The 26,375-nt window shown below is 68.7% G+C and carries 29 protein-coding genes; 14 read left to right on the top strand and 15 right to left on the bottom strand.

Annotated features, from left to right (window positions below; translation table 11 throughout):
* Nucleotides 1-207 precede the first annotated feature (207 nt).
* The gene (gloA2, locus tag ACYVN4_RS24420) at nucleotides 208-594 is read right to left on the bottom strand and encodes an SMU1112c/YaeR family gloxylase I-like metalloprotein (RefSeq protein ID WP_460724314.1); all 387 of its coding nucleotides are present in this window, start codon (nucleotides 592-594) and stop codon (nucleotides 208-210) included.
* A 10-nt stretch (nucleotides 595-604) separates the two neighbouring features.
* Complete coding sequence (locus tag ACYVN4_RS24415) at nucleotides 605-2,290, bottom strand: alpha/beta hydrolase (protein ID WP_460724313.1); 1,686 nt, start codon at nucleotides 2,288-2,290, stop codon at nucleotides 605-607.
* A 169-nt stretch (nucleotides 2,291-2,459) separates the two neighbouring features.
* Here ACYVN4_RS24415 and ACYVN4_RS24410 point away from each other — a divergent pair, with 169 nt between their 5' ends.
* Complete coding sequence (locus tag ACYVN4_RS24410; RefSeq protein ID WP_460724312.1) at nucleotides 2,460-2,882, top strand: hypothetical protein; 423 nt, start codon at nucleotides 2,460-2,462, stop codon at nucleotides 2,880-2,882.
* A gap of 15 nt (nucleotides 2,883-2,897) precedes the next feature.
* On the opposite strand, the gene ACYVN4_RS24405 is transcribed toward ACYVN4_RS24410, so the two are convergent.
* On the bottom strand, nucleotides 2,898-3,551 hold the full coding sequence (locus ACYVN4_RS24405) for a TetR/AcrR family transcriptional regulator (RefSeq protein ID WP_460724311.1): 654 nt from the start codon (nucleotides 3,549-3,551) through the stop codon (nucleotides 2,898-2,900).
* Between the two features lie 98 nt (nucleotides 3,552-3,649).
* On the opposite strand from ACYVN4_RS24405, the gene ACYVN4_RS24400 reads away from it, so the two are divergent.
* Entirely contained in the window at nucleotides 3,650-4,066 is a 417-nt protein-coding gene (locus ACYVN4_RS24400; protein WP_460724310.1) for a nitroreductase family deazaflavin-dependent oxidoreductase, read from the top strand.
* 34 nt (nucleotides 4,067-4,100) lie between these two features.
* Here ACYVN4_RS24400 and ACYVN4_RS24395 read toward each other — a convergent pair whose 3' ends face one another.
* Nucleotides 4,101-4,952 (bottom strand): fructosamine kinase family protein, encoded by an 852-nt coding sequence (locus tag ACYVN4_RS24395; RefSeq protein ID WP_460724309.1) that lies wholly within the window; start codon nucleotides 4,950-4,952, stop codon nucleotides 4,101-4,103.
* Between the two features lie 94 nt (nucleotides 4,953-5,046).
* On the opposite strand from ACYVN4_RS24395, the gene ACYVN4_RS24390 reads away from it, so the two are divergent.
* The gene (locus tag ACYVN4_RS24390) at nucleotides 5,047-5,841 is read left to right on the top strand and encodes an HAD family hydrolase (protein WP_460724308.1); all 795 of its coding nucleotides are present in this window, start codon (nucleotides 5,047-5,049) and stop codon (nucleotides 5,839-5,841) included.
* 31 nt (nucleotides 5,842-5,872) lie between these two features.
* Here ACYVN4_RS24390 and ACYVN4_RS24385 read toward each other — a convergent pair whose 3' ends face one another.
* Both ACYVN4_RS24385 and ACYVN4_RS24380 read right to left on the bottom strand, forming a co-directional pair.
* Nucleotides 5,873-7,111, bottom strand: a complete 1,239-nt coding sequence (locus ACYVN4_RS24385) for a thiolase family protein (protein ID WP_460724307.1) — start codon at nucleotides 7,109-7,111, stop codon at nucleotides 5,873-5,875.
* 155 nt (nucleotides 7,112-7,266) lie between these two features.
* Nucleotides 7,267-7,686, bottom strand: coding sequence for a guanyl-specific ribonuclease (locus ACYVN4_RS24380; protein WP_460724306.1), 420 nt, complete (start codon nucleotides 7,684-7,686; stop codon nucleotides 7,267-7,269).
* 108 nt (nucleotides 7,687-7,794) lie between these two features.
* Here ACYVN4_RS24380 and ACYVN4_RS24375 point away from each other — a divergent pair, with 108 nt between their 5' ends.
* Entirely contained in the window at nucleotides 7,795-8,379 is a 585-nt protein-coding gene (locus ACYVN4_RS24375; RefSeq protein WP_460724305.1) for a dihydrofolate reductase family protein, read from the top strand.
* A 33-nt stretch (nucleotides 8,380-8,412) separates the two neighbouring features.
* Nucleotides 8,413-9,321, top strand: a complete 909-nt coding sequence (locus ACYVN4_RS24370) for a helix-turn-helix domain-containing protein (protein WP_460724304.1) — start codon at nucleotides 8,413-8,415, stop codon at nucleotides 9,319-9,321.
* Nucleotides 9,322-9,370: 49 nt separating this feature from the next.
* On the opposite strand, the gene ACYVN4_RS24365 is transcribed toward ACYVN4_RS24370, so the two are convergent.
* The 3 genes from ACYVN4_RS24365 to ACYVN4_RS24355 all read right to left on the bottom strand — a co-directional run bounded on the left by ACYVN4_RS24365 (nucleotide 9,371) and on the right by ACYVN4_RS24355 (nucleotide 11,209).
* On the bottom strand, nucleotides 9,371-10,138 hold the full coding sequence (locus tag ACYVN4_RS24365) for a MerR family transcriptional regulator (RefSeq protein ID WP_460724303.1): 768 nt from the start codon (nucleotides 10,136-10,138) through the stop codon (nucleotides 9,371-9,373).
* A 105-nt stretch (nucleotides 10,139-10,243) separates the two neighbouring features.
* Nucleotides 10,244-10,417: a hypothetical protein gene (locus ACYVN4_RS24360; RefSeq protein WP_460724302.1), complete on the bottom strand. Its 174-nt coding sequence runs from the start codon at nucleotides 10,415-10,417 to the stop codon at nucleotides 10,244-10,246.
* 6 nt (nucleotides 10,418-10,423) lie between these two features.
* Nucleotides 10,424-11,209, bottom strand: coding sequence for a helix-turn-helix domain-containing protein (locus ACYVN4_RS24355; protein WP_460724301.1), 786 nt, complete (start codon nucleotides 11,207-11,209; stop codon nucleotides 10,424-10,426).
* 114 nt (nucleotides 11,210-11,323) lie between these two features.
* Between ACYVN4_RS24355 and ACYVN4_RS24350 the strand changes: the two genes are divergently transcribed.
* Together ACYVN4_RS24350 and ACYVN4_RS24345 are read left to right on the top strand one after the other, a co-directional pair.
* A complete protein-coding gene (locus tag ACYVN4_RS24350; RefSeq protein ID WP_460724300.1) occupies nucleotides 11,324-12,109 on the top strand; it encodes a DeoR/GlpR family DNA-binding transcription regulator in 786 nt (261 codons plus the stop codon).
* 37 nt (nucleotides 12,110-12,146) lie between these two features.
* Nucleotides 12,147-12,515 (top strand): hypothetical protein, encoded by a 369-nt coding sequence (locus ACYVN4_RS24345; RefSeq protein WP_460724299.1) that lies wholly within the window; start codon nucleotides 12,147-12,149, stop codon nucleotides 12,513-12,515.
* Nucleotides 12,516-12,686: 171 nt separating this feature from the next.
* Here the strand turns inward: ACYVN4_RS24345 and ACYVN4_RS24340 are convergent, their stop codons facing one another.
* Together ACYVN4_RS24340 and ACYVN4_RS24335 are read right to left on the bottom strand one after the other, a co-directional pair.
* Nucleotides 12,687-13,553: an NmrA family NAD(P)-binding protein gene (locus ACYVN4_RS24340; RefSeq protein WP_460724298.1), complete on the bottom strand. Its 867-nt coding sequence runs from the start codon at nucleotides 13,551-13,553 to the stop codon at nucleotides 12,687-12,689.
* Between the two features lie 63 nt (nucleotides 13,554-13,616).
* Nucleotides 13,617-15,563 (bottom strand): CocE/NonD family hydrolase, encoded by a 1,947-nt coding sequence (locus ACYVN4_RS24335; RefSeq protein ID WP_460724297.1) that lies wholly within the window; start codon nucleotides 15,561-15,563, stop codon nucleotides 13,617-13,619.
* On the opposite strand from ACYVN4_RS24335, the gene ACYVN4_RS24330 reads away from it, so the two are divergent.
* On the top strand, nucleotides 15,562-15,798 hold the full coding sequence (locus tag ACYVN4_RS24330) for a hypothetical protein (RefSeq protein ID WP_460724296.1): 237 nt from the start codon (nucleotides 15,562-15,564) through the stop codon (nucleotides 15,796-15,798). The two genes, ACYVN4_RS24335 and ACYVN4_RS24330, sit on opposite strands and share 2 nt — an antisense overlap.
* Entirely contained in the window at nucleotides 15,795-16,631 is an 837-nt protein-coding gene (locus ACYVN4_RS24325) for an SDR family NAD(P)-dependent oxidoreductase (RefSeq protein WP_460724295.1), read from the top strand. The genes ACYVN4_RS24330 and ACYVN4_RS24325 overlap by 4 nt, the downstream gene beginning before the upstream one ends.
* 154 nt (nucleotides 16,632-16,785) lie before the next feature.
* On the opposite strand, the gene ACYVN4_RS24320 is transcribed toward ACYVN4_RS24325, so the two are convergent.
* Complete coding sequence (locus ACYVN4_RS24320) at nucleotides 16,786-17,343, bottom strand: sugar O-acetyltransferase (protein WP_460724294.1); 558 nt, start codon at nucleotides 17,341-17,343, stop codon at nucleotides 16,786-16,788.
* Between the two features lie 62 nt (nucleotides 17,344-17,405).
* Between ACYVN4_RS24320 and ACYVN4_RS24315 the strand changes: the two genes are divergently transcribed.
* Entirely contained in the window at nucleotides 17,406-18,305 is a 900-nt protein-coding gene (locus ACYVN4_RS24315) for a TIGR03619 family F420-dependent LLM class oxidoreductase (RefSeq protein ID WP_460724293.1), read from the top strand.
* Between the two features lie 208 nt (nucleotides 18,306-18,513).
* Nucleotides 18,514-19,713 (top strand): WD40/YVTN/BNR-like repeat-containing protein, encoded by a 1,200-nt coding sequence (locus ACYVN4_RS24310; RefSeq protein WP_460724292.1) that lies wholly within the window; start codon nucleotides 18,514-18,516, stop codon nucleotides 19,711-19,713.
* A gap of 7 nt (nucleotides 19,714-19,720) precedes the next feature.
* On the opposite strand, the gene ACYVN4_RS24305 is transcribed toward ACYVN4_RS24310, so the two are convergent.
* From ACYVN4_RS24305 to ACYVN4_RS24295, 3 genes are all read right to left on the bottom strand, one after another.
* Complete coding sequence (locus tag ACYVN4_RS24305) at nucleotides 19,721-21,568, bottom strand: DUF4153 domain-containing protein (RefSeq protein WP_460724291.1); 1,848 nt, start codon at nucleotides 21,566-21,568, stop codon at nucleotides 19,721-19,723.
* A gap of 196 nt (nucleotides 21,569-21,764) precedes the next feature.
* Entirely contained in the window at nucleotides 21,765-22,784 is a 1,020-nt protein-coding gene (locus tag ACYVN4_RS24300) for a HAMP domain-containing sensor histidine kinase (RefSeq protein WP_460724672.1), read from the bottom strand.
* 47 nt (nucleotides 22,785-22,831) lie between these two features.
* Nucleotides 22,832-23,518, bottom strand: a complete 687-nt coding sequence (locus tag ACYVN4_RS24295) for a response regulator (protein ID WP_460724290.1) — start codon at nucleotides 23,516-23,518, stop codon at nucleotides 22,832-22,834.
* Between the two features lie 141 nt (nucleotides 23,519-23,659).
* On the opposite strand from ACYVN4_RS24295, the gene ACYVN4_RS24290 reads away from it, so the two are divergent.
* The 3 genes from ACYVN4_RS24290 (at nucleotide 23,660) to ACYVN4_RS24280 (ending at nucleotide 26,138) form a co-directional block, all read left to right on the top strand.
* Complete coding sequence (locus ACYVN4_RS24290) at nucleotides 23,660-24,211, top strand: hypothetical protein (RefSeq protein ID WP_460724289.1); 552 nt, start codon at nucleotides 23,660-23,662, stop codon at nucleotides 24,209-24,211.
* Between the two features lie 141 nt (nucleotides 24,212-24,352).
* The gene (locus ACYVN4_RS24285; RefSeq protein ID WP_460724288.1) at nucleotides 24,353-24,922 is read left to right on the top strand and encodes a copper chaperone PCu(A)C; all 570 of its coding nucleotides are present in this window, start codon (nucleotides 24,353-24,355) and stop codon (nucleotides 24,920-24,922) included.
* Nucleotides 24,915-26,138: a Dyp-type peroxidase gene (locus tag ACYVN4_RS24280; protein WP_460724287.1), complete on the top strand. Its 1,224-nt coding sequence runs from the start codon at nucleotides 24,915-24,917 to the stop codon at nucleotides 26,136-26,138. Before ACYVN4_RS24285 ends, ACYVN4_RS24280 begins: the two co-directional genes overlap by 8 nt.
* The last annotated feature ends 237 nt before the right edge of the window (nucleotides 26,139-26,375 follow it).

Genomic DNA, 26,375 nt, shown 5'->3' with positions numbered 1-26,375 from the left:
CCATCGTATGGGAGCCCCCAATCCGACGACCCGGCGGCATCGAATAGCCGCCTCCCTCTTCGAGGTTCGTGGTGATTAGTGAGGTAGCGAGGGTGCGCGCGGTGGTGAGTGCAGGATCTTCTCTCCAAACGCAACAAACATGCGTAGATGCGCATAGTTCCATTTCCTAATGTTCGAAATAGGACGCCACGAGGACGTCGATCCCGCTCAGACCTCGTACAGCTCGATGGGCAAATCGTCGGGATCGGCGAAGAAGGCGAACCGCTTCCCCGTGTACTCGTCCACCCGCATCTCCTCCACCGCCACTCCCCTCCCCTGCAGCTCGGCCAACGCCGCCTCCACATCCGCCACCGCGAAGGCCAGGTGCCGCAGACCGGCGGCCTCGGGCCGGGAGGGGCGCGGCGGGGGCGACGGGAACGAGAACAGCTCCAGTTGCCCGCCGTCGGGCAGCGCGAGATCCAGCTTGTACGAGCGCCTTTCGGCCCGATAATGCTCGGCGATCACCCGCAGCCCGAGCACCTCTGTATAGAACTCCTTGGACTGCTCGTAGTCGGTGGCGATGATCGCGACGTGGTGGATCCGCAGTAGCTGCACTCCCCCGACGCTAATCGAAGGGGCCCTTGTTCTGTTTGCACACGGTGTCCGCCGGGGGCAGTGTCACGCCGATGAGGTAGGCGGCGATGTGGGTTTGGGCGCAGGCGCTCGGGTTGAGAAGTTCGGTGTGGCCATAGCCGTCGACGGTGAGCAGGCGGGCGCCGGGAAGAGTGGCGGCCATGGCTTTCGAACTGTCGTAGGCGGTAGCGGGGTCGAAGGTATTGCCCACCACCAGAACCGGGGTGGACGCGGCGCGATCCCAGGGCCCGGTATAGGTGTTGTCCCCCTTCGCTTTCCAACCCAGGCAGGTCGCGCCCCACGGCCAGGGCGTGTATCCCGCGCGGTCGTAGGAGGTGCGCGCGCCGCGCAGATAGGCGTCAACGGTTGCAGGACTGGGGCTTTCACCGCAGATGACGGCGCGCTGACGGCCGACGCTGGTGATATACGCAGAGGGGGCCGTCTGCGCTGACGACGGGGTGGCCGACAGCGCGGTGACAGAGGGAGTGGGGGTCGACGACGTAGCCGAGGGCGCGGGTGCTGGGGTCGGCGCGGCGGCAGGTGGGTTGGCCGGGGCGTTGGTGCCGCTGGCCTGCCAGGCTTGCTGCATCATGTCGCCGACGGCGGGCCAGCCGGGGAAGCGTCCGAATCCGGGTAGGGGCGTGGTGACGTAGAGCGCGCTCTGTGCGCTGGTGAGCAGGGCGAGGTTGTCGGCGCTGTCTCCGTCGAGGGTGATGGGGTGTGCGGCGGTGCGGCGCATGAGTTCGTCCCATTTCGCCTGGGTCGCTTCGGGATTCTCGGCGGCGAAGGCGCATTTGGCGGTGCCCGCGAGGCCGCATTGGCGCAGGAATTCCTTGAAGGTGGCGGCCATGCCGAGGTCGGAGCCTGCGCGCAGGAAGGTGCTCAGGTCCGGGTCGGTGGCGGTGGCCCAGGCGGTGGGGTCGATGGCGCCGTCGAGGACTGCGGCACGTGTGTGGCCGGGGAACATTTGCAGGTAGGTGGCGCCGAGGAAGGTGCCGTAGGAGGTCCCGTAGTAGGTGAGTTTGTCGTCGCCGACGGCTTGCCGGAGCAGGTCGAGGTCGCGGGCGTTGTCGGCGGTGGAGACGTGCGTGGCGAGATCGCCGGCGTGGGCGGTGCATTGGGTGTTGAGGCGTTGCTGGAAGTCGACGAAGGCGCGCATCTGGTCGTCGGTGACGGGGAGGGCCTGTGGCGGTGCGCCGGTCATGAATTGTGCTTCGGCGTCGGCGGAGTCGAAGCATTGCAGGACGGGGGTGGTGCGTCCGCCCATGCCGCGTGGGTCCCAGCTGACGATGTCGAATCGGCGCAGGACGTCGGCGGGGAATCCGTTGATGGCGGCGGGGAGGTATTGGGTGCCGGCGTCGCTGGGGCCGCCGGGGTTCCAGAACAGGGCGCCGATGCGCTGGGTGATGTCGGTGGCGGGGTGTCGGATGACGGCCAGGTGGAACTCGCCATCGCCGGGTTTGCTGTAGTCGATGGGGACGTCGGCGGTGGCGCAGTCGAATCCCTGTGTGCTGGCGTTGCCGTCGGTCGCGGCTGGGCAAGCCTGCCAGCTGAGCGTGGGCGTGGTGATGGCCGCGGATGGGGTGTGTGCGTTGCCGCATGCGGTGAGGGCGACCGTCAGGCCGAGCGCGCCGAGGAGTGCAGCGCGGGTGTGTTGCTTCTGGACGGTCGAGGTCATGGTGGAAACGGTAATTCCGCCGGGTGGCGTCGCGCATCCTGCGTTGGGCTGGTGTGCGGCTCCGGGTTGTCCCCCAGCCTCCGCGGTGTCGGGTGGTACCCGCACTACGCTGGGCGGGTCCGGTTTGGTCGGGCATGCTCAGGTCCGGTGATGTTTGGGAGGGAACCACATGTCCGAGCGCATTTTCCGTGTTCGCGCGCGACTATTTCTGTTGCCGATGGCCGTGACGGCCGCAGTGGGTGTGATCGGGTGCAGCAGCACCACGGATGGCCACCCGCAGGCGGCGCCCGAGACGGCATCGCGAACCAGCGCGCCCCGCACCACGACTGCAGCGCCCCCGTCGTCCAGTGCGCGGGCGACGCCGCCCAGTAGTTCGAGCGCTCCCGTGGCTCCCTATGCGGGCGATGCCTCGGCGGTGACGTGCTCGCAGTACAAGGATTTCGACGAGGCGACGATGTCGTCGGTCTTGAACTCGTTGGTCGCCGCGTACGGGCCCGGCTGGAAGATCAACCCGTCCAACATCTTCATCGTGAAGTCGTTGTGCAATATCTGGCCCGACAAGCTGGTCAAGACGCTGATGTACGGCGGCTGACCCTGTCTCGCCGGGCTACTGGGTGGCGGCTTTCCGGCGTGCTTCGAGGCCGTCGATGATGAGGTCGAGGCCGAAGTCGAATTCGGCGGTGTGGTCGTAGTCCGGGCGCATGGCGTGGTCGGTGATCATTGTCCTGAGGTGGGGTAGTTCGCCGTCGGGTAGGTCGGCGAGGATGCCGTCGGCCACGTGTCGAACGTCGGACGGTGTGGTCATGGGCAGATTCGCTTCTTGCAGTACGTATCCGCCGATGTAGCTGTCGAGCAGCGAGACGGCGTGGGCGGCCAGTTCGAGGGTGAATCCGGCGTTGTGGAGGACGCCGAGGACTGCGTCGTGGTGTCGCAGGGTGGCTGGTCCGGGTGTGGGGCGTGAGTCGAGCAGGCCCAGCGCCCACCGGTGCCGAGTCAGGACGGTGCGCGCGGATTCGGCGCGTGCGCGGATGGCGGTTTGCCAATCCTGTTGTGCGGCGGGGAGTTCGATGGCGGTGAAGACGGCGTCGACGACGCCGTCGAGCAGGGCCTCTTTGTTGGGGATGTGGTGGTAGAGCGACATCGCTTCCACGCCGAGTTCCTGTGCGACCCGCCGCATGGTGATGGCGTCGGCTCCCCCGTTGTCGGCGACCCGGATGGCGGCGTCGAGTACTCGCTGCCTGGTGAGGGCGGGTCGGGTCATGGCGTCTCCTTGTTGCCTGCATTGACAGGCTTACAACTGTAAGCCATCCTTACAGACGTAAGTCAGCCTTACACTCGTAAGTTGATCGAGGAGATCTCATGCCGATGCCGAAATGGTGGGGCCACGTCAACAAACACGTCTTCAACCCGCGTGCGTTGGCAGGCGGCAAGTGGCCGGTCGTCACCCACGTGGGCCGCGCCTCCGGAACCATCTACCGCACGCCGCTCGACGCCTACCCCGTCGAGGGCGGCTATCTGTTCATCCTGGTCTACGGCGCCGGTTCCGACTGGGTCCGCAACGTCCTCGCCGCCGGGCGGGCAGAGTTGCGGATCGACGGCCGCGACCTGGAACTCACCGCACCCCGCCTGGTCTCCGCGGCCGAAGCGCTGCCCGTGCTACTGGCGAAGGATCATCCCCCGAAGCTGCTGCGCATCACCGAGTACCTGCGCATGGATCTGGTCCCAGCGCCGAATCGACAGCAGCCACACCAGGAGTCACCGAGCGCCGGTTCCTAGCCGACCGCACATGAGCACGGCGGTCTACCGAAAGCTATATGGCGAGCGCCGAGGCAGCGGCCGCCAGCAGCATCCCGCGATACGAGCCACCGAACAGCACGACGTGGACGAGCAGCGGGTGCAGTTGATGCAGGGGAATGCGTTGGCGCCAGCCCGAATTCAGGGGTGTGGCCTCCTGGTAGGCGGAGAGGATGCGGTCGAGGTGGGGTGCGCCGAAGAGGGCGAGCATGGCGAGGTCGGTTTCGCGGTGGCCGCCGTGGGCGGCGGGGTCGATGAGCAAGGCGTGCTGCTCGGTCCACAGGATGTTGCCGGACCAGAGGTCGCCGTGAATGCGGGCAGGCGGTTCGGCCGGTCCGGCAAGGCTCTCGATGCGGTCGATGACGCGGTGCAGCAGGCGAATCCCATCCCGGCCGAGTTCCGCCGCGGCGGCGGGCAGATAAGGGGCGAGGCGGTGTCCGGCGTACCAGGAGGCCCACTCCCCCGTGTGCGGGGTGTTGTCGAGCGGCAGGGTAGCGATATGACCGTTCCAGCTCGCACCGTAGGTCCCACTACCGCTGGTATGCAGGGCAGCGAGTGCGCCGCCGAGGCGTTCAGCTGCGGCGGGACTCGCGGATTCGCTCGGCCGCCACGGCAGCACGAGCATATGCGAATCGGCCGCCAGCACAGGCACGATCAGCTCGGCGTGCCCGTCCGCTAACCAGCGCAGCCCCGCGGCCTCAGCGGTGAGCACACCGGAAGCGTCGCCGTCACCCACCACTTTCACGAACAGCTCCCGCCCATCGGCGGCCTCGGCCCGATGCAGCGTCCACGCATGACGATGCCCGAGATGCTGTAACCGGGTGATGGGCGTGCCGGTCAGCCGGGTGAGATGCGCGGGCACGTCCATGAACTCTGATTGTGCGGTATGAACAGCCCGCGCGGACCGACTAGTCGGCAGGCGATGGATTCGCGCCGACGCCGCGACGGGTGAGAATGTCCCGATGGGGCAGGATGTTCGGCCGCGATTGATCGCAGTCGATGTGGACGGGACGATTCTCGGCGGCAACGGGCGGATCAGTGCGCGGGTGCGAGATGCGGTGCGAGCTGCGGCCGCGCGGGCGAACGTGGTCATCACGACGGGACGGACGGTGCTGGCGACGCGGCCGGTGCTCGATGACCTCGGATTGCGCGAAGGCCAGGCGATTTGTTCGAACGGCGCGGTGCGGGTGGATGTTTCGAACCGGCGAATAGTCGACCTGCATACCTTCGACCCGAAACCGGTTGTGCGGGAATTGCGTTCGGTGTTCCCGGAGATGGTGTTCTCGGTCGAGAAGGCCGGTGTCGGCACCTGGTCCACCGTGCCGGAGTCAGCGGGTCCGTGGCTGGGCAGGTTCCGTGTCGTGGACCTCGAGGGACTCAGCAGCGAACCGACGTCGCGGCTGCACGGATTCTGGCCGGGCGGCACCCTCGACGCGCTGCTCGAGGCGCTGGATGGACGTGCCCTGCCCGGCGCGGAATGGGTGCACGGTGAGGACGAACCCCGGATCGTCGTCTCCCCGCGGGGCGTCTCCAAGGGCTGGGCGTTGGAGCGGTTACGGCAGCGGCTCGGCGTCCCCCGCGAGGCCACACTCGCGATCGGTGACGGCTTCAACGACGTCGAAATGCTTTCCTGGGCAGGTCATGCGGTGGCCATGGGAAACGCCGTGGATGCTGTCCTGGCGGTCGCGCACGAGGTGACCGCCGACGTCGACGACGATGGCGCCGCGCTGGTGCTGGAGCGGTGGTTCGGACGCTGATCCGCCTGCTCCGGCACCGCGCGGCGATCGGTTATGCGGCGGCGGGGTTTTCCAGGACGATGGCGACGCCCTGGCCGGAGCCGATGCAGACGCCGATCGCGCCGTAGCGGGCGTTGCGTTCGCGCAGTTCGGTGGCGAGGGTGAGGACGTAGCGGGCTCCGGTGGCGCCGAAGGGGTGGCCGATGGCTACCGCGCCGCCGTTGGGGGTCAGTTTCTCGTCGGGGATGACGAAACCGTCGAGCTGGTTGGGCAGTTCGCGCAGGACGCCGAGGGCTTGGGCGCTGAAGGCTTCGTGGACTTCCCACACGTCGATCTGCTGCGGTGTCAGGCCCGCGCGTTTGATGGCCAGCGGTAGCGCCCACGCCGGGGCCAGGCCCATGTAGAGCGGGTCGATGCCGTAGACCGCCGAGGACACCACGCGCGCGAGCGGTTCGACACCGAGTTCGGAGGCTCGCTCACCCGACGCCAAAACCAGTGCACTGGCACCGTCGGTGAGGGGAGTCGAGTTCGCGGCGGTCATCTGCGTGGTTCCGGGCTGCGGGGGCAGCGCGGCGAGTTTCTCAGCGGTGGTGTCGTCACGAATGAATTCATCGTGCTCGAACAGTCGCGCGGGGGTCTTGCGCGTGGCGGCGATCTCGATCGGCATGATCTCCTTGGCCAACCGCCCGGAGTCCCTGGCGGCCTTGGCATTTCGCTGTGTCCGCAGGGCGAAGGCGTCGATTTCCTCGCGGGTCAGCCCGTAGCGGTTGGCGACGTTCTGCGCGGTTTCGATCATGCCGATATAGGCGTTGCGGGCCAGCAGCGCCGGATTCGCGGGTCCGCCCGCGCCCGCCCACATGGTGTCGAGCAGGATGACCGGGCCGCGCGGCCCGAACGGGGACTCGCTCTTCATGTACGCCCATCCCGACCGCGACATCGATTCGACGCCACAGGCGATCCCGACGCCCAGGTCTCCGGCTTTGATCGCATGCGCGACATTGACGGTCGCGCTCAGCGACGACCCACAGAACCGGTTGATCGTCGCCCCCGCGACCGTGTCGGGGAATCCCGCCGCCAGCGTCGCCCACCGCGCGACATCACCCATGCCCTCGTGCGCCGGATTCACGCACCCCGCCACAATGTCCTCGATCTGATCCAGCCCCACCCCGACGCGCTCACACGCGCCCTTCATCGTCATCCCCAGCAGATCGTCGGTCCGAATATGCGACAGCGAGCCGCCGTACCGGGCGAATGGCGTCCGAACACCACCGAGCACGAACGCTTCCGTCATCACGATCTCCTTCGACAGTGTTCCCACGGCGACCGACCCGTCGCCCCTGTCGATCTTGCCTCGCCGCCAAGCGAATTGGCGACATCGACGCCTATGGAACCCATCCCCACCCGTCGACGCCGTCAACAGCGGCAGATTCCGACTGCTACGACGGTTCAGCGCATTCTGGTGAAGGTGGCGTAGTGGTCGCCGGTGTACCAGGCCGAGCCGTCGTCACCCGTCACGATTCGTTCGGCATCCCGAGACTGTCCCGGGATCTTGCAGTTGACGTCCCACTCGCGGTAGTTCACGCCCTCGGGTAGTTGGCCGCCGCGGTTCTGCCAGACGGTTCCGCCGTGGGTTCCCGGGCAGTCGGAGGGCGGCCAATTGCCCTGGTCGATCAACCCCAGTGTCGTCCAGGCCTGTTGCGGCACGCTCGAGGCGACCAACCGCAACTCGGCCGCGACCGCCGCGCCCTGCGTGACGGGCTCGACACGCCCACCGCCCACCATCAGTCCGATCGCGGCTACCAACGCCAGCGTGACCGCAATAGCCTTAGCCCACACCGTCGTCCGCGCTGTCGTCTCGATCCGCATGATCCACACGGTCGCACCCGGGCTTGAAGGACGCGTCACATCGAGCTGTCGTGCGGGTAAATGACAAGCGGCCGAACACATTCCGTGCGATTGCGAAGGGACACCGCCATGGCGGAGCTGCTCGTCGACTTCATCACCTCCCTCGACGGCTATGCCTCGGGAGAAGGATGGCCCGGGTTCTGGGGTTTGGAGGGCCCGGAGTATCTCGCCTGGCTCGGAAAGCAGCCCGAGGCCACCCACCTGATGGGAGCCAACACCTACCGGCTCATGTCGGGCTTCGCCGCGGGCACGGTCCCCACCGGCCAAGACGAGTTCCGACCCGAAGAAGCCGATTCGGTCGACCAGCTCACCCGAGCGCCGAAGGTGGTGTTCTCCTCCTCCCTGGAAGAGCCACTGGCATGGGCCAATTCCACGCTCGTGCGCGGCGACGCCGTCGAGGCGGTCCACGCGATGAAGTCCAGCGGTTCGGGGCTGCTCAGCACCATCGGCAGTCTGAGCCTGTGCCGTTCGCTGCTGCGGGCCGGACTCGTCGACCGATTTCGGGTGGTGATGTTCCCGGTGATCACGGGCGCCACCGGCGCGGAACGCATCTACGACGGTTACCCCGACATTGCCCTCGACATGACCGACCACCGCACCTTCGACGGCCGCATCCAATTGGTCGAATACACGCCCAACGTTCTTTCCAGTTGACCTGACAGTGGGTGGAAGGTGCAGGTTGATGCCATGCACGAAAACACCGAGCTGTTCACGATCGGCCAGCTGGCCCAGCGAACCGGGTTGTCGGCCCGCACGATCCGGTTCTGGTCCGATATCGCAGCCGTATCTCCGGTAGCGCGCTCACCCGGCGGCTACCGGCTTTTCGATGCCGCCGCGGTCGAGCGCATCGAACTGATTCACACACTCCGGCAACTGGGCCTGGATCTGCCGACGGTCCATCGCGTCCTGGAGCAGCAGGCCACCCTGGCCGAGGTCGCCGAAACACACGTGCGTGCCCTGGACACGCAAATCCGGTCGTTGCGGCTGAGCCGAGCCGTGTTGAGCACCGCCGCCAAGCGCGGCACATCCACGCAGGAGATGACCTTGATCCACAAGTTGGCGCAGCTGTCCGCGCGGGAACGCCAGCAGACCATCGACGGCTTCGTCGATCGAGTGTTCGCCGGGGTAGAGGACGAGGACACCCTGGTCATCGCGGAGTTCATGCGCGAGCTGCCCACCGCCCTCCCCGACGAACCGTCGGTCGAACAGGTCGACGCCTGGCTGGAATTGGCCGAACTGGTCTCCGACGAAGGCTTCGACCAGGCACTGCGCCACGGCATCACCGACAACGCAACCGACAACCGCATCGAGTTCGGACTCACCATCCGCCCCTTGGTGATCGAACACGCAGGCCATGCCGTCGCCGCCGGTATCGCACCCGAATCCGAACAGGGCCGAATCACCCTGAACCGCATCGTTCCGACGGACTTGCCTGGGACCGAACAGATCTCACTCGTCGCCTGGCTCGATACCGTCACCGACCCACGGATCGAAAGGTACTGGCAGCTGCTGAGCCTGCTCAACGGCCACACACCCGAAGAGCCGAGCCTGCCTGCCTTCCAATGGTTCACCGACGCCTTGATCGCACACCGATAGGCAATCGACTGATCGGCGGCGTGTCTGTTCGCAGTGCGTGCCGTCGCTGTCAGGTGAGGCGGGTGTCGGCGAAGACCAGCATCGCGTCGCGGTAGTACCTTGCGAGCCCGACGGCGATACGGTCGAAATTTTCGGCGTGGGCCGGATCGTCGTAGGTACGCGCCAGAGCTTTGAAGGCACGAGCGTCGGGGTTCCAGCTCGCGCGCAGGAGTTGGTATGCCGTTTCGATCTCCGTCTGGACGGACGGGTCGGTGACCGCTGTCTCGGCGGCCATGTAGTCGGCCATCCGGATCATTGCCGCGGTGGTTTCTCGTTGCAGTCGCTCGATGTCCTCGGCGGTGAGCGAGTCGATGAACCGTTGTGATCGCTGGAGGGCCTGGTTCCGGTCGGGCCAGTCGTCGCTGTGCACCGCCTCGTATCGGGTCGGGTCGAAACCTTCGAAAAGGTTTTCCGGCCTGCTGATTTCGCTCACGGGTCCTGTTCCCCTCTGTGTCTCGAGTTCCTCGATGGTGCGAGCCAGCGTGTCTGCCACCCGAGCGAGACGGTCACGTTTGCCGATCACCCGCGCGTGCTGCTCGCGCAGCGCCTGCAGGTGGTCGGTCTGCCCGTCGAGAATCGCCGCGATGGCCTCGAGCGGCATAGCCAACTCCCGCAGCACGAGAATCTGCTGCAACCGCAACAGTTGCTCCTGCTGATACACGCGATACCCGTTGCTGCGGACACCGGCGGGCGACAGCAGCCCGATCTCGTCGTAGTAGCGCAGCGTGCGGGGTGTCACGCCGGAGAGGCGGGCAATCTCGGCGACAGTCCAGAACACCCGTCCTCCTGCATCGAACTCGGCCGGCGGATCCGGCACCTCGACGCTAAACATGCACGCGGCGTGAAGCTCAAGCCGCTGCGGTGATCACCGAAGGGCGGGTGACTATTGCGCCTCGGCGCCGTCGGCGTACTGGATGGCGTCGATCTGGTCTTGGACGACTTCGGCGCGGGATTCCAGGTCGATGCGGTCGGGTTCGGTGAGGCTTTCGGCGCCGAGCTTCTCGAAAACGCAGGACAGGACCGAGCGGAGGTTCTCGAGGTCGAGGTCGGGGTGCACGGGGAGTCAGCCTACGGCGAGGCGGTCACGCAGGATGGCGGCGGTGGTGGCGTCGGCGGGGAGGAAGGCTTCGATGGCCAGTTCGGCGACGGTGACGTTCATCGGGGTGCCGAAAACGGTGGTGACGCTGAGGAACACGAGTTCCTGGTCGTCGAGGCGCAGGCGGAGGGGGACCACGGCCTGGTCGGGGTCGGGGAGGCCGGGGGGCTCCTCGCCGCCGGGGTAGGCCCGCAACTCGTGCAGCAGGGCGATGAGTTCGGGCGAGCCGGTGACGTCGATCTGGCGTTGCAGGCGTTCGAAAATGTGGCCCCGCCATTCGGCGAGGTTGACGATATGGGAGGCCATGCCGTCAGGGTGCAGGGTGAGGCGCAGCGCGTTGATCGGCGGGGTGAGCAAGGCCGGGTCGATGCCGGTGAGGAACACGGCAATGCCCGCATTGGCGTCGACCATGGTCCAGCCGGCGTCGATGGCGAGCGCGGGATGCGGTTCCAGGCCGGTGAGGATTTGGCGCAGCGCCTCGCGAATCGGAGTCATGGCCGGGTTGTCGAGGGCGGGTTCGGCATAGACGGGGGCGTAACCGGCGGCCAGGAGCATGCGATTGCGTTCGCGCAGCGGGATATCGAGTTCGTCGGACAGGTGCAGCAGCATGTGGCGACTGGGGGTGGCGCGGCCGGTCTCGATGAAGCTCAGGTGGCGGGTCGAGGTCTCGGCGCGACCGGCGAGTTCGAGTTGGCTCAGTCGGCGGGTGGTGCGCCAGTGTCGCAGGAGGTCGCCTGCCGTGAGTGTCGCCATGCAGCCGATCCTACGAACCAGTCACTACCGCAAGCCATTACCCGGGAGGTAAAGGCAGCCAACAACTCGAACTCAACTCTGTTCATTCGAACACAAGAATGTTAGAACTGTGGGGTGGATGCTGCCGAACGCTTGGATGTCACGCTGCGCCTGGTACAGGGCACCGATCGCGCCTCGGTAGCGGAACTGGCTGCGCGCCTGGGTGTTTCGGAGATGACGGTGCGCCGGGACCTGGACACGCTGGAGCGGCGCGACCTGGTGCGGCGGGTGCACGGGGGTGCGGTCGCGACCCGATCCCACACCGGCGCGGGCGCTTTCGCCGATCGTGCCGACTGGTCGGCCGCGGTCAAGGATCGACTCGGCGCAGCGGTCGCCGAGCTGATCGCACCGGGTTCCCGAGTGCTGCTGGACGCGGGCACCACCACCGTGCACGTGGCGAAGGCACTCACCACCCGCGTCCCGCTGTCGGTGACGGCGTTGAGCCTGCAGACCGCCGTGTGCCTGGCCGATCAGCCACAGATCGACCTGCTGATCGCCGGTGGCCGGGCGCGTCCGGGTGAACAATCCCTGGTCGGCCCCTTGGCTTTACGCGCCCTCGAGTCGCTGGCCTTCGACGTGTTCGTGATGTCGATCGGCGGCGTGCACGCCGACTACGGCTGGTCGGAATTCTCCCTCGACGATGCCGCCGTCAAACAGGCGGGCATCGCCCAGTCCGCGCGCGTGATCGCCGTCGCCGACGCCACCAAGCTCGGGGTGCGCGCCTTCAGCCAGGTCGCCGGATTGGCGGCCGCACACGAATTCGTGACCGACCGTTCGGCTTCCGACCCGGCGATCCACCCGACCGGACCACACACCCTCGACGCACTGCGAGAAGCCGGCGTCCTTGTGCATTCGGTCTGAACCGAATGCGCTGTCATCCAGTACCGAAGGAGTTGCCATGTCGACTGCACAGATGATCCTGGTGGCGGGCCCGTACCGCTCGGGCACCGGAGACGATCCCGCAAAACTGGCCGCGAACGTGCGCGCCATGAACGAGACCGCGCTGACCCTCTTCCGCGCCGGGCATCTTCCCGTCACCGGTGAAGCCCTCGCACTGCCCCTGCTGGAAACCGCAGGCAGCACCCGGCACGGCGATCCGGTCTACGAGGAGATCTTTCACCCCATCGCCGAGCAGCTGCTGGCCCGCTGCGATGCGGTCCTGCGGATCGGTGGCCCGTCCGAAGGCGCGGATCGCATGGTCGCCTCGGCACGCACAATGGGCAAGCACGTCTATTCCAGCCTCGCGGAGATTCCGCCGCTGCATTGAGGTTCCGCCGCTGCGCTGAGGTCCATCGCTGCGCTGAGCCTGGAAAGCCCCCCGGTCCGAGACCCGCTCTCACCCCCGCGCTCTCTGCCCCGCGCTCCCCACTCTGGCGCTCTCTACCCGGCGCGGTCCAGTCACTCAGCCCAGTCACTCAGTCCCTGGGATCAGTCGCCGTCAATGCACCGGCCGGTGGATGGCGAAGTCTGCCAGCGTGATCGGCGGGTGCCCGCCGATCTTCTCGATCGCCGCAGTCACCTGGTAGAGCCCGGTCCCCTCCCCGAGCACCCGGAAGATCTCCCACAGCTTCGACAGATGCTCGGCCGCATGCGCGCTGCCGTAGAACTGCAACGCCCACCGCTGCCACGCATCCGGGTCCAGGTCGCGGTAGGTACGGCCGAGCGTGCGCGCGGCAGTACCGATGGACACCACATCACCGGTCAGCAACAGCACCGGATCGGCCTCGAGTTCCGGATCGCCCAGCAGGGCGGCGGCCACGCGCGCCACATCGGAGGCGGCGACCAACGGCAGTTCGGTGGTGGCCGCACCCATCGGCAGGGCCAGCGTCGCAGCCGTTCCGGTGTTGGCGATGCGGGCCAGGTTCTCGTGGAAGACGGCCGCGCGCAGGTGAATCGCGCCGATGTCGGCCCAGTCCAGGATCTGCTCGGCCACCCAGTGCTGACGCATGCGCGGCGTCAACGCCTGCGGTCCCGCGGCGAGCTGGGACACCGCAACCACCCGCTCGACCTCGGCCTCGCGGGCGGCGACGGCGAAAGCACCGGCCGCGTCGAGCAATCCGTCCACCACCGGGTAGGTGAAGTAGGCGCTGCGCACACCCGCCATCCCCGCCCGCAGCACCGCGAGGTCACGGATGTCACCGACCACGACCTCCGCGCCGAGCGCCCGCAACACGGTGGCACGCACGTCGTCGGTGTGCACGAGAGCACGCACCGGGATGCCGCGGCCGAGCAGTTGTGCGGTGAGATGCCGGCCGGTGGATCCATCGCGCCCCCCGGCGGCACCGGTGACCAGTACCGGCTCCATGGATCAACGGTACGGGCTGTGACCTTGCGCCACAGCGTGTTCGCGACCGGTGGCGGGTTCTCGCTAGGACGCGCCGGGCAGCTCCGCACCGAGCGGGAGGGCAAGGAAGCCGAGGTGGCCGGGCTGCTCGGGATCCAGCACGATGTGCTGGTCGGCGATGTGACGGGTGACCGCGGGGGTCAGGAAGTAGCGCGGCCAGCTGGTGCGGGCAACGGCGACACGTAACCGATGACCGGCACGCACGATCGCCTCGGTCGGGGTGAGGTCGATGTCGAGATCGTGGGGCACACCGGGTTTCACCGGCAGCACCGACTCCGCGGTCAGCGGGTGCACCGGGGCCAGCAGCACGCCGTCGTGATAGCCGCCCGCCGCCTCGTCCACCGCGCGCCGCGTGGACCGCAGCGCGCCACGGCACAGCACGGTGGACGTGCCGTCGGGCGCGACATCGGTGACGGTGACCGCCCAGAACGCTTCCGTCCCCGCCGCACTGGCCCGCAGATGCAGAGTGATCGGACCCGAGATCAACAGATCGTGATCGAGCGCATCCCCGGTGAAGGTGACCGCGGCGGCCTCGTGCGCGCGATCATCGATCGACCAGTCGCGGCCCAGGAAGGTGGGCAACCCCATCAGCAGCCATGTGCTGGTCTGCGAGGCGATACCGGGACGCTTGCGCGGCAATCGGATTCGAGCGCCGTACCGGTCGGGTCGGTTTCGTAGGGAGCCATCGTGCGCGGCGTGCGGGGCGGCCCCGCTGGGCTGCCGAGACAGATACCAGCGATGCGCGCGGGCTTGCGGGTGCGGATAGTGCTCGCGACTGACCCAGCCCCCGCCGAGCTGACGCACGGTCACCGGACCGTAAGCATCGATCCCGTTGTCGATGCCCTTGACCCACCGGTCGAAGAACGCGCACTGCAGTTCATCGAGGCGCTGCGGATGATCGGCGGTACCGAACCCGGTGCCGGGACCCACGTGATAGCTGTCCTCGACCACGAGCTGCGCTGCGCCACCGGGCAATCGCAGCCGCTGATGCAGACCCGTGGTGGAACGAGCGAACACGTCGTGCCAACCGGCATGAATCCAGGTGGCGGCGGTGACCTGCTCGAGGCGGGGGCGGCGGGCTCGCGCATCGGCGTGATAGAAGTGCTCGGGATGCTGCTCATCGACCATGACCGCGGCCATATCGGTGAGCCGGGTGAACGGACTGGCCAGCCGGTCGCGCAGATAGCGCACGGCGGCACCGGACTTCAGCAGCCCCGGAATCGAGGGCAGCCATTTGCCGCCGTTGACCGCCGCCAGCCACGCCAGCGTGAACGTGGACTGGCTGCCGCCGGTGAGAATCAGATCCCGGGTCGGATCCTCCGAACCGACCAGCGCGAACACGGCTTTGAGCCCTTCGGGACGATGCCCGGCGGTCTGCAGCGCGGTCAGCGCGAGGTAGGAGATGCCGGTCATGGCGAGATCCCCGTTGCACCACGGCTGTGCACGCACCCAGGCCAGCACCTCGAGATGATCGCGCTGTTCACGCGCGGACATGATCTCCAGGCGGCCGGTGGACGTGCCGGTACCGCGCACATCCACCGCGACATGCACATAACCCCGCGCAATGAGAGTCCGGTTGGCGCGCACCGACTCCAGCGCACCACCACCGAGCGCACGCAGCATCTCCCGACCACCCGCACGTCCATGCGCCGAGGGCGCTACGAACCGGTAGACCAGCGGCCCGGCGGCCGTGACGGCGTCGATGAGCGGATTGGCGCGCGTCATCAGCGTCTTGTTGTACGGGGTGAGAGTGATGACCGCGGGCAGCGCCTCGGTGACCGCGCGCCCGCGCCGATCGGCGGGCCGGGTGATGTCCGCCGACAGGATGGTGCCGTCGCTCAATCGGATCCCGACGCCGCGCTGCAGATGCACGCGCGGGTGGCGGGCGGGCCCGATGTCGAAGCGCGCGTTGGGCGGCAGGCCGGGCGCGGAAGGTGCGGGCGGGGTGGAGAGTTCGTGCGGGTGCGCCATGGTCGGCTCCTTTGCCGGGACCGCCCGCCACCACGCGGGCGTCTGTCTCAGACGGTACGGGCCGGATGGTGTGCTGTCACTTGGTATTCCGCACGATTTCACCGGTTCGGTTCGTGCAGCCGACCAGGTGTCACAGTTGGTGCACGACAGTGTCTTTCACGAGATCAGCATCACGATCGAAGGCATCGGGCGCCGCGACAGCGCCGCGCAGGTGTGGCAGGCTGGCCGGGCATGAAGACCATGCTGATCACGGGAGCCAGCTCCGGCATCGGATTGGCCGCCGCGCACCAGCTCGCCGCCGCGGGACACCGCCTGCTGCTCGTCGGCCGCGACCACGAAAAGCTCGACGCCGCAGCCGCATCCGTGCGTGCGAACACCGACGCCGACATCGACGCCCTGCCGTGCGACCTCTCGCACCTGGACGAGGTCCGTGCCCTCGCCGACACCGTGCGCGCCCGCTGCGACCGCCTCGACGTGCTGGCCAACAACGCGGGCGGCTTCTACTACCACCGCACCGAAACCCCCGACGGGCTCGAGGCCACCTTCGCCGTCAACCACCTCGCCGGATTCCTGCTCACCGAACTGCTGCTGGATCTGCTGCGCGACAGCGCACCCGCCCGCATCCTGTTCACCTCCTCGACCATGCACCACGGCGCCAGCCTGCACCTCGACGACCCGCAACTGCGCCACGGCTACACCGGCGCCGCCGCCTACGGGCGCGCCAAACTCGCCAACATCCTCTACGTGCGCGATCTGGCGCGGCGGCTGGCCGGAACCCGGGTCAGCGCCAACGCCTTCCACCCCGGCGTGGTCGCCACCGGCATCTGGGATTCCGCGCCCTGGTTCGCCCGCCCCGCCCTCGCCGTCGGCAAACGCGTGTTCATGACGACCCCCGAGCAAGGCGGGCAGACGCTCACGTATCTGGCGAACGATCCGGATGTGGCCGCGGTCTCCGGCTGCTACTTCCAACGCAACCGGGTCACCGCACCCACGCCCGCCGCGCAGGACGACGCCGCCGCCACGCGCCTGCACCGGTTGTGCGCCGAACTGGTCGGCCTGCCCGAGTAATTCGCGCCCTCCGATTGCCCTGACGGCGGCCGGTTGCGCCGCCGATCACGACAGCCAGGATCGCCGTCAGCACGCACCGCACCGCACCGCACCGCACCGCACCGCACCGCACCGCACCGCACCGCACCGCACCGAGGAGGGTAAGCGGGTGAGGTCAGAGGGTTCGGATGACGCGGGCGGGATTGCCTGCGGCGAATACTTTTTCGGGCAGGTCGCGGGTGACGACGCTGCCCGCGCCGACGACGGTGTTCGCGCCGATCGTCACCCCCGGGCACACGATCACCCCGCCGCCGAGCCACACATTGTCACCGATCGTGATGGGCGCGGCGGTCTCCCAGCGCTGACGGCGCAACGCGTGGTCGGTCATCGGATGCAGCGCGGTCAGCAATTGGGCGCGCGGCCCGATCGATACATCGTCACCGATGGTCACCGGCGCGCAATCCATGACGATCGCGTCGTAGTTGAGAAAGCTGTTGCGGCCCAACCGGATCAGCGACCCGTAGTCGCACTGGAACCGCGGCATGATCCACGACCCCTCCCCGATCTCCGCGAGCAATTCCTCGAGCACCGCGCGCCGCTGCTCGTCCTCCCCGGCGCGAGTCGCATTGAAGGTGTCGAGCAGTCGCCCGCAGCGCAGGCGTTCGGCGACCAGTTCCGGGTCGTTGTCGCGGTAGAGCTCTCCGGCCAGCATGCGTTCCTTGTTGTCTCCCACCCGACCCATCCTGTCGGAGGCCGCCACACCAGGAAAAATTCCGCGTCTGGTATCACGGAGTAGTGAAAATCGGGTTCTCGCTTCCGCAGTACGGTCCGCAGGCTCGGGAGGGCGCGCGCGTGGCCCACTACGCCGCCGCCCTCGAACAGGCCGGGGCCGACAGCCTCTGGGTGGGTGAACGGTTGCTGGCGGCCACCAATCCCAGCGTCGGATACGGCGGCAAGGACACCATTCCCGACGAATTCAATTCCGTGCTCGACCCGTTCCTGCTGCTGGGGATCGCGGCGGCGGTGACCGAGCGGGTGCGGTTGGGCACCAATGTGCTGATCGCGCCGCTGCATCGGCCCGCGCATCTCGCGCGAGCGCTCACCACGCTCGACGTGGTCAGCGAGGGGCGGCTGATTCCGGGATTCGGGATCGGGTGGTCGCCGGAGGAGTACGCGGCCGCCGGTGTGCCGTTCACGCAGCGCGGGGCGCGCCTGGACGAGACCCTCGATGCGCTGCAAGCCATCTGGACCACCGACCCGGCCGGATACACGGGCCGGTACGTGCACGTGCCCGAACATCGCAGCGAACTGCAACCCGTGCAGCAGCCGCACCCGCCGTTCTATCTGGGCGCGTTCAGCCCGGCCGGGCTGGCGCGCATCGGGCGACGCGGCGACGGCTGGCTGCCCGTGGTCCCGGTGCCGGGCCCGCCCGGTTGGGGCAAGCAGCTGCTGAAGCTGCGCGCGATCATCGACGAGGCCGCCGTCGAAGCCGGGCGCGACCCGCAGGCCATCGACACCGTGCTGCGGGTGAACGTGGCCGCGGGCACCGACCTCGAACTCATCGCCACCACCATCGAAACCGTCGCCGCCGACACCGGATTCGACGACTTCTTCATCGACCTGCTCTACGTCACCGACACCGTCGACGCGACCCTCGACACCGCGCTGCGACTGCTCGAGCGGCTGCGCGGCTGAACGACCGACTGATCCGGGCAAATCCGGCACGAGCCCTGTGCCGGAGCCCGGGTGCCGAAGCCCGGCCGGTGACCCCGCCACCGTGACGGAGCCGGGTGAGCGCGCCGCGCCATCACCGGGCATACTCGATCCCGTTGTGCCGCAGGGCCGCCCGGGTGATCCGTCCGGGACACTCGCCCGCGGAGTTCATGGAAGGGAGTCCGGGCCGGTGGGGTTGCGGAATCCGGTCGTGCTGGCCGGAGTCGTCGGAGTCGGAGTACCGGTCCTGGCGGCGGGGGTGGTCGCGGCGCTCACCATCAAACCCGGTGACAGCGGCCCGGACTCGGACACCGGCTCACAGGCGGCCGCCACCACGTCACAGTCGGCTCCGGCCACCACGACCACGCTTGCGCCACCGACCCTCGCCGCCACACCGGACCCGGTGGGCTTCCAACCCGACACGCTCTCCTTCGTCTCCGCCACCGAAGGCTGGCTGCTCGGCCGCGGCTACCCGTGCACGGTCCAGTACTGCCTACAACTGCGTCACACCACCGACGGCGGCGCGACCTGGCAGCCCGCACCACTGCCCGCGCCCTTGCACGACGCCGGGACCAAGCCGACGTGGTTGCACTACACCGATTCCCGCAACGGCTGGATCCAGGCGAAGAACGCATTGTTCGCCACCCACGACGGCGGGACCACCTGGAAGCCGGTCGACCCCGGGATCACCGGCGACTGGTCGGTGACATGGACCGACGACACCGTCTATCTCACCACCGTCGACCCGGGCCGCGATGTGGTCCTCTACAGCAGCCCCCTCGACCACGAATCCTGGGGCGAGACCTCCGAAGTCCCCGTCAGCTCCGGCGGCGGCCCCAAGCCGATGCCCAGCGTCACCGTGGTCGGTTCACGAGCCCGGCTGGTCGTCTACAACCGCACCCAATCCGGATCCCGCCTCGTCGACGGCGTCTGGAGCACTTGGAAATTGCCGTGCGGCGGTAACGGCCCCGCCGACTGGACGGCCCTGTCGGAGCGGCGGCTGTTCGCCCTGTGCGGCCGCTTCGGCCCCGACTCCGAGGATCCAGCGACCACCCGGCTGCTGACGTCTACCGACGGCGGCGCGACCTTCACCGAAATCAGCCAGCTCGCACCGGAACTCACCGCCCACACCACGCTCACCGCTATCGATGCCACCCATCTGGTCGTGAGCCTCGACAACCGGCTACTGCTTTCGGCCGACGGCGGTGAAACATGGAGCACCACCTACACCGCCCCGACCAAGGACTGGGAGGTGTTCGACTCCGAGTTCTCCACCGACACCACCGGATTCGTAATCATGGTCAAGCCCGGCGGCACCAACTACGCGACCGAAATGCTCACTACCCAGGACGGCGGCCACACCTGGTCCCCGGTTACGTTCGCCTCCTGACACCGGCTCAGTGACCGGCCGTGGCGCGCGCGTAATTCCAGCCCTGCCACGGATCGTCCGACAGGCGGGCACGGATGACGTTCGCGATGGCGGCGCGTTGCGGGTCGGGCAGACGGTCGGCGGCGGGCAGCACATCGGCCGACAGCTTGCTCAGGTAGTCGGTGTCGAGGCTCCTGCCCGACTGCCAACGGTCGATATTGCGTTCGGCCACAAAGCCTTCCGGGTTCAGCACCGCCAAACCCAGCAGCGTCACCACTGCCGCGCCGACGGCCGCGCGCGGCACCCAGTCGCGCCGCAACCGCACCAGGCTGGCCAGCACCAGCACGTAGACCAGCGCGATCCAGCCCTCGAACACCTCCACCAGCAGCCGCATCACCGTGAACCCGTAGGCCTGCTGGTAGAGCCACATGCGATGCAGCGCCGAGGCCACGATCACCAGGGTCAGCCCGCACACCACCGCGACCGCCACCCGCAGCCAACGACGCTCATCCGGGGAACTCTGCCGCGCGAACCGCAGCACCGCGCCGATCACCGCCAGCGTCAGCATGCTCACGATCGACAATTGCCAGAACCCGCCGCGCGCGTACTCCGCATAGGTCAGCGCGGCCGTCCGCTGCACATACCCGTCGCCGCCGAACAATACGGCGATCTGGGTGCCGACAAACGCCACGAACACGATACTCAACGCCCCCACCGGGATTCCCCACTCCAACGGGGAGAAGCGGCGAATCCCCATCCACCCCAACGGATCTCCCGCCGCGAGATAGTCGTCGTCCGCGTCGTCATCGGCGCTGTCGGCGTGGTCGGCACTGTCCGCGTCATCGGCGCTGTCCTCGACATCGGAGCCGTACTCGATCCCCACCCCGTCCTCGGCATGCCCCGGCGGCGGCCCGGCCAGCAGATACAACGCTCCCGCCGTCCCCGCCCCGGCGATCACGAACACCACGCCCCAGCGCACCACCGCGGGCACATCGATGTGCGGCAGCAACCCGTCCACCAGTCCCGCGAACACCGCATCCGCCCCGGACAGCAACGGCACCATGATCACCAGCAGCCCCGCGGCCACCGCCACCGACCACCACACCCGCTGCGACCCGCCGCCCATGCGCCCCCGGGCGCGCTGCATTGCCCGATACAGCCACGGCGGCGAGATCACCGCCGCGAACGGCACCGCCAACGCGTCGAACCACAGCCCGTGCACCGACCGCGGCACCACCGCCAGCGACCCGGCCACCACCGCCCCGACCGCGCACAGCACGAACAGCCACCCGGCATCCCGCACCGTCCCCACGCCAAGCAGGGCCAAAGCCAGTGCGGCCCACCAGATCCGACCCCAAGGCACCCGGCGCGAATCGGCAGCGTCCTCGTCGACCGGGCGCACCGCGGTCGTCACACCACCGCGCTGCTCCTCCCGCGCACCGTCTTGCCTGTCGGCCGAACTCGTCGCGGCGGTAGCCGATCCGGACTCGCTCTGCTGCCGCGCGGACGTCGCCACCCGGCGGCGAGCAGCGCGATCGACCGCGTACACCGCACCCGTGACCGTCAGCCCAGCCGCCAGCCAACCCACGCCCGGCCGGTCGATGGGCACCAGCACCGCGGCGGCCACACCGGTGCCGACGGTCGCCGCCAGCAGCCCGCCCGGCAACGGCACCAGCTCCGCACGCGACGGAACATCGTGCGGGACAGACGCAATCGGGTAGGGCGCGCGCCTGGCAGGCCGCGTATCCGACCGCTGTGCGAGATACCCGGCGTACGGCGTCTGCGAGCCGACCGCCGACGAGGAGTCCGGCCGCCCCGCAAGACTTCCCGGTGTGGGCTGCACGTCCCCCCAGCCGACCGGCGCCGATCCGGGCACGGGTGCCGAATCTTGCACGAATACCGGATCGGGAGTTACCGGGGCGGGCTTCTCGGTCGCAGCGGTGGGATCTCCCGGTCTGGGTTCCGGGTTTTCGGGCTGTGGGTCAGGGTTTTCGGGCATGGCGGAGCCTCCGGTAGGTGTGCGGGACCGTCCCGGGAGCGCGAGGCGCGCCGGGTGACGGGGTGGGTGTGAGTCAGGAAGTGGGGAGAGTGACGCGGATGCGGGAGCCCGGGTCGGCGACAGCGATGGTGCCGCCGTGCAGGTCGACGATCCAGCGGGCGATGGCCAGGCCCAGGCCGGTGCCGCCGGTGCTGGCCCGGCCGCCGCGGGTGAAACGTTCGAAGACGCGGGCGCGTTCGGCGACCGGGATGCCGGGGCCGTCGTCGGCGACTTCGAGGACGGTGTGGCCGCGCTCGGTGTACGCGCGTAGCCGCACCTCGCCGTGGGCGGGACCGTGGCGGGTGGCGTTGTCGAGCAGGTTGAGCAGCACCTGGTGCAGGCGGGCACTGTCGGCATGCACGCTCAGGCCGGGCGCGACCGTGACGGTGAACCGCACCGGGCGTCCGACCGCGGCTGCCATCACCTTCGCCTCCGCGACCACCTCGTCCAGCAGCGGCGCGACCGGGATGGTCTCCCGATCCAGCGACACCGCACCGGCTTCCACGCTCGAGAGCGCCAGCAACTCCGACACCAGCGCGCTCAGCCGCTCGGTCTGCGCCAGCGCCGTGCGCAGGGTGGCGGGATCGGGCTGAGCGACCCCGTCGACCAGGTTCTCCAGCACCGCCCCCAATGCCGTGATGGGCGTGCGCAATTCGTGCGACACATTGGCAATGAACTCGCGCCGCTGTTGATCGGCCGCGGCAAGATCGGCGGCCATCTGATTGAACGCCACCGCCAACTGCCCCACCTCGTCCCGAGACGTGGCCCGCACCCGGCGCGAATAATCCCCCTGCGCCATGCCTTTGGCCGCCGCGGTCATCTCCCGCAACGGCAACGTCATCCCGTGCGCGAGCACCTGTGAGAGCACCAACGCCAGCACCGTGGCCGCCAACGTGGTCTTCTGCGGCAACCACCCGATCTGATAGGCGAAGAACCCGAACGCCACCGCCCCCGACCCCACCAGCAGAATCGCCAACTTCAGCTTGATCCACGGCACCCGATCCAACGGCCGCGGCATCCACGCCGCCACCCGATTCCCGATCGCCCGCAGCATCGACCCGCTTCTCACGGTATCCGCGGGGATCGTCGTATCGGGGGCACTCATCGCGCCTCCAGCGCGTAACCGACCCCGTGCACGGTGCGGATCAGGTCCGCGCCGAGCTTGCGGCGCAACGCCTTGATGTGCGAGTCGACCGCGCGGGTGCCCGAGGCGTCGGCCCAGCCCCAGATCTCGCTGAGTAGTCGTTCGCGGGCCAGCACCGTGCGCGGACGACGCGCGAGATGCACCAGTAGTTCGAATTCCAGTGGGGTGAGCTGGGTTTCGGATTCAGCCCGCCATACGCGGCGCTGATCGGTGTCGATGCGTAGGTCACCGACGACGAGAGTCGCGCCGGGCGCGGCACTGCGCTCGACCCGCCGCAGCAGGGCGTGCACGCGGGCGGTGAGCACCCGCATGGAGAACGGTTTGGTCAGGTAGTCGTCCGCGCCGACCCCGAGCCCGACCAGCATGTCGGTCTCGTCGGTGCGGGCGGTCAGCATGAGCACCGGCACCGGCCGTCGCGCCTGGATGCGCCTACACACTTCGAGCCCGTCGAAGCCGGGCAGCATCACGTCCAGCACCACCAGGTCCGGGTCCCCGGCCGCCTCGGCCTCGACCGCGGCGGGCCCGTCGTGCGCCAGGTCGACCGCGTATCCCTCCGCGCGCAGCCGGGCGGCAATGGATTCGGCGATGGTCGGTTCATCCTCGACCACCAGGATCCGGCGCGGGCTCCTCGGACTGGTTTCCATGCCGCTGACATTAGGCAACCGCCGTGGAGATGGTTCGCGCCGAATGTGAAGATCCTGTGGAGACGCCGGTCACTCACCGCATCGCGGCCGGTCATACCACCTGGAAACATTCTCTCCGACACGACGTCGTAGCATGTCCGGGTGCGCTCACCGACCGATCACACCGCGCGCCTGCGTGGCGCCGCGGTCGGCGCATCCTCGGGGGCGGTGGCGATGCTCGCACACGGACTCGGTGGCGGCACGGCCGCACCGGATACCTCATCGCTGACATTACTGCTGGCGGCCTGCACGCTCATCGGGGTCGTCGTGGCTTCGCTGCGGCCGCGCTACGGGCTCGCCGGAACGATGGCATTGCTGGCTGTCGGCCAGTCGGTCGGGCATTCGACGCTGTCGATGACGCCGGGCCACCACCATCATCTGGCTTCCCCTTCGATGCTGGCCGCGCACCTGATCGCGATCCCGGTGGGCGCGTTCGTTATTCGCGCCGCCGAGGCGGGACTGCGCCGGGCCGTCACCAGTGTGCGACGGTTCATCCTGGCGCTCGTGTCCACTCCCGCGGCCCCGGCTGCCAATGGCCGCGCGCTGACGTGTGACGATCGTGCGGAAGCGCACCGGCTGCTGGTCAGTCCGGGTATCGGCCGCCGCGGCCCACCCGCGCTCGCCGCACCCTCTTTCTTCTTCGCTCCGGCCTGACACCGCGGCGCCGCCCGACCTCCGATGTGGTCACTGCGCGCTGCGCTCGACACTGCGCCGCGCACACCAGGTTTCGCTGTGCCAACCGCGCTGTGCCGACCGGTCCGGATGCGCCCCCTCATCGACAGATGGAGACCTCCCATGTCCCAGATGCCCCGCTGCCACTCCTTCCGCCTGCGCACCGGCGGATTCGCCCGCCGGCTCGGCGCGGCCGCCGCCATCGCCACCCTCGCGCTGCTGCCCGTCGCCTGCTCCAACTCGCAGACCGCCTCCGACGGCAACACCAAGGCCGCCGCCGCGGTCAGCCTGTCCGATCAGTGGATCAAGGCCGCCGACAGCGGCATGTCCGCCGCGTTCGGCACCTTCACCAACAACTCCGACAAGCCGGTCAACCTGGTGGCCGCCACCAGCCCGGCCTCGGCGACCGTGGAAATCCACGAGACGGCCCCCGACGGCGCGGGCGAGAAGACCATGCGCCCCAAGCCCGGTGGCCTGGTCATCCCCGCGCACGGCAAGGCGACCCTGCAGCCCGGTGGCGACCACCTCATGTTCATGGGCCTGAAGGCGCCGCTGCGCACCGGCTCGGAAACCCCCATCACGCTGACCTTCTCCGACGGATCCACCACCACCGTCACCGCGCAGGTGCGCGACTTCGCGGGCGGCAAGGAGAACTATCAGCCCTCCGGCGACAACGCCACCCACGGTGGCTGACCCCCGCGCACCGCACCCGGCGCTGTCCCGGCGGCGACTGCTCGGCGGCTCGGCCGTCGTGGCGGGCGCGGCCGGGGCCGCCGGGCTCGGCTGGGGTGCGGCGACGGTCGGGCACCGCGCACACGACCGCGATCCCGGCCTGGACATGGTCGAGTTCTATGGCGCTCATCAGGCCGGAATCGCCACCGAGCCGCCGTTGCACGCGGCGTTCGTTGCCTACGACCTGGCACCCGGGACCGGCCGCGACGATGTCATCGGTTTGCTCAAGATCTGGACCGACGACGCCGTGCGTCTCACTCGCGGCGCGCCCGCCCTCGCCGATACCGAACCGGAATTGGCCGCGCGTCCGGCTCGACTCACCGTCACCGTCGGGTTCGGGCCGCGACTGTTCACCGTCGCCGGGCTCGAGGCGCAGCGCCCTGCCTGGCTGAAAGCGTTGCCGCCGTTCACCATCGACAAACTCGACCCCGCCTGGTGCGACGGGGACCTGATCGTGCAGGTCTGCGCCGACGAGGCCACCACGGTCTCGCATGCCGTGCGCGTGCTGTCCAAGCACGTGAAATCGCTGGTCTCGGTGCGCTGGGTGCAGCGCGGATTCCGCAATGCCGCACGCGGACAGACCATGCGCAACCTCATGGGCTCGGTCGACGGCACCGTCAACATCGCCCCCGACACCCTCGATTTCGATCGCCTGGTGTGGGATGACGGGGCCGCGCGGCCGTGGCTGGCCGGGGGCACCTCGATGGTGTTGCGGCGCATTGCCATGAACCTCGAAACCTGGGACGAACTCGACGCCGACGGGCGCGCCATCACCGTCGGCCGCACCGTCGCCGAAGGCGCACCGCTCTCGGGCACAACGGAATTCGACGAACCCGATTTCGCGGCCGTCGATCAGTACGGGATCCCGAAGATCCCGCCGTCCTCCCACATCGCCCGCGCCCACCACGCGCACGACGGGGAACGGTTCCTACGCCGCGGCTACAACTACGACGACGCACCCGCCCCCGGACACGTCTCCAACTCGGGGTTGCTGTTCGCATCGTTCCAGCGCGACATCGACGCCCAATATCTGCCGGTGCAGCAGCGTTTGGCCGAATTCGACGCGCTCAACCAGTGGACGATCCCGGTCGGGTCTGCCGTGTTCGCCATTCCGCCCGGGGTACCCGGGCCAGGCGGCTACCTCGGTCAGCAACTGTTCGAGGGGTCGGGAACCTAACGCTGAGGGCGACCGGTCGGATCGCAAGTGGTAGCGGTCCAACCGGGGCGTCCCGGGCCGATCAGCCCCGGCTCGACGAGCCGATCAGCCCGGGCGCGACAGGGCAATTGGCCTGAGCGAAGCAGAGCGATCAGCCCAGGCGAGACTGCGCAATCACCCTGGGCGAAGCAGCGTGATCGGCCCGGGAAGTGGCGTGATCGGCGCGGGTGCGGGATGGCGGGCAGGCGTGATGCGGGT

This window comes from Nocardia heshunensis (genome assembly GCF_054782115.1).
The sequence above is the reverse complement of the archived record's forward strand: the minus strand, read 5'-3'. Positions and strand labels throughout refer to the sequence as shown.

Coding starts and splice junctions, on each gene's coding strand:
- ACYVN4_RS24415 (WP_460724313.1), bottom strand. CDS start 2,290: ATGACCTCGACCGTCCAGAAGCAACACACCCGCGCTGCACTCCTCGGC.
- ACYVN4_RS24410 (WP_460724312.1), top strand. CDS start 2,460: ATGTCCGAGCGCATTTTCCGTGTTCGCGCGCGACTATTTCTGTTGCCG.
- ACYVN4_RS24405 (WP_460724311.1), bottom strand. CDS start 3,551: ATGACCCGACCCGCCCTCACCAGGCAGCGAGTACTCGACGCCGCCATC.
- ACYVN4_RS24400 (WP_460724310.1), top strand. CDS start 3,650: ATGCCGATGCCGAAATGGTGGGGCCACGTCAACAAACACGTCTTCAAC.
- ACYVN4_RS24395 (WP_460724309.1), bottom strand. CDS start 4,952: ATGGACGTGCCCGCGCATCTCACCCGGCTGACCGGCACGCCCATCACC.
- ACYVN4_RS24390 (WP_460724308.1), top strand. CDS start 5,047: ATGGGGCAGGATGTTCGGCCGCGATTGATCGCAGTCGATGTGGACGGG.
- ACYVN4_RS24385 (WP_460724307.1), bottom strand. CDS start 7,111: ATGACGGAAGCGTTCGTGCTCGGTGGTGTTCGGACGCCATTCGCCCGG.
- ACYVN4_RS24380 (WP_460724306.1), bottom strand. CDS start 7,686: ATGCGGATCGAGACGACAGCGCGGACGACGGTGTGGGCTAAGGCTATT.
- ACYVN4_RS24375 (WP_460724305.1), top strand. CDS start 7,795: ATGGCGGAGCTGCTCGTCGACTTCATCACCTCCCTCGACGGCTATGCC.
- ACYVN4_RS24370 (WP_460724304.1), top strand. CDS start 8,413: ATGCACGAAAACACCGAGCTGTTCACGATCGGCCAGCTGGCCCAGCGA.
- ACYVN4_RS24355 (WP_460724301.1), bottom strand. CDS start 11,209: ATGGCGACACTCACGGCAGGCGACCTCCTGCGACACTGGCGCACCACC.
- ACYVN4_RS24345 (WP_460724299.1), top strand. CDS start 12,147: ATGTCGACTGCACAGATGATCCTGGTGGCGGGCCCGTACCGCTCGGGC.
- ACYVN4_RS24340 (WP_460724298.1), bottom strand. CDS start 13,553: ATGGAGCCGGTACTGGTCACCGGTGCCGCCGGGGGGCGCGATGGATCC.
- ACYVN4_RS24330 (WP_460724296.1), top strand. CDS start 15,562: ATGGTCGGCTCCTTTGCCGGGACCGCCCGCCACCACGCGGGCGTCTGT.
- ACYVN4_RS24335 (WP_460724297.1), bottom strand. CDS start 15,563: ATGGCGCACCCGCACGAACTCTCCACCCCGCCCGCACCTTCCGCGCCC.
- ACYVN4_RS24325 (WP_460724295.1), top strand. CDS start 15,795: ATGAAGACCATGCTGATCACGGGAGCCAGCTCCGGCATCGGATTGGCC.
- ACYVN4_RS24300 (WP_460724672.1), bottom strand. CDS start 22,784: ATGCTGCGGGCGATCGGGAATCGGGTGGCGGCGTGGATGCCGCGGCCG.
- ACYVN4_RS24295 (WP_460724290.1), bottom strand. CDS start 23,518: ATGGAAACCAGTCCGAGGAGCCCGCGCCGGATCCTGGTGGTCGAGGAT.
- ACYVN4_RS24285 (WP_460724288.1), top strand. CDS start 24,353: ATGTCCCAGATGCCCCGCTGCCACTCCTTCCGCCTGCGCACCGGCGGA.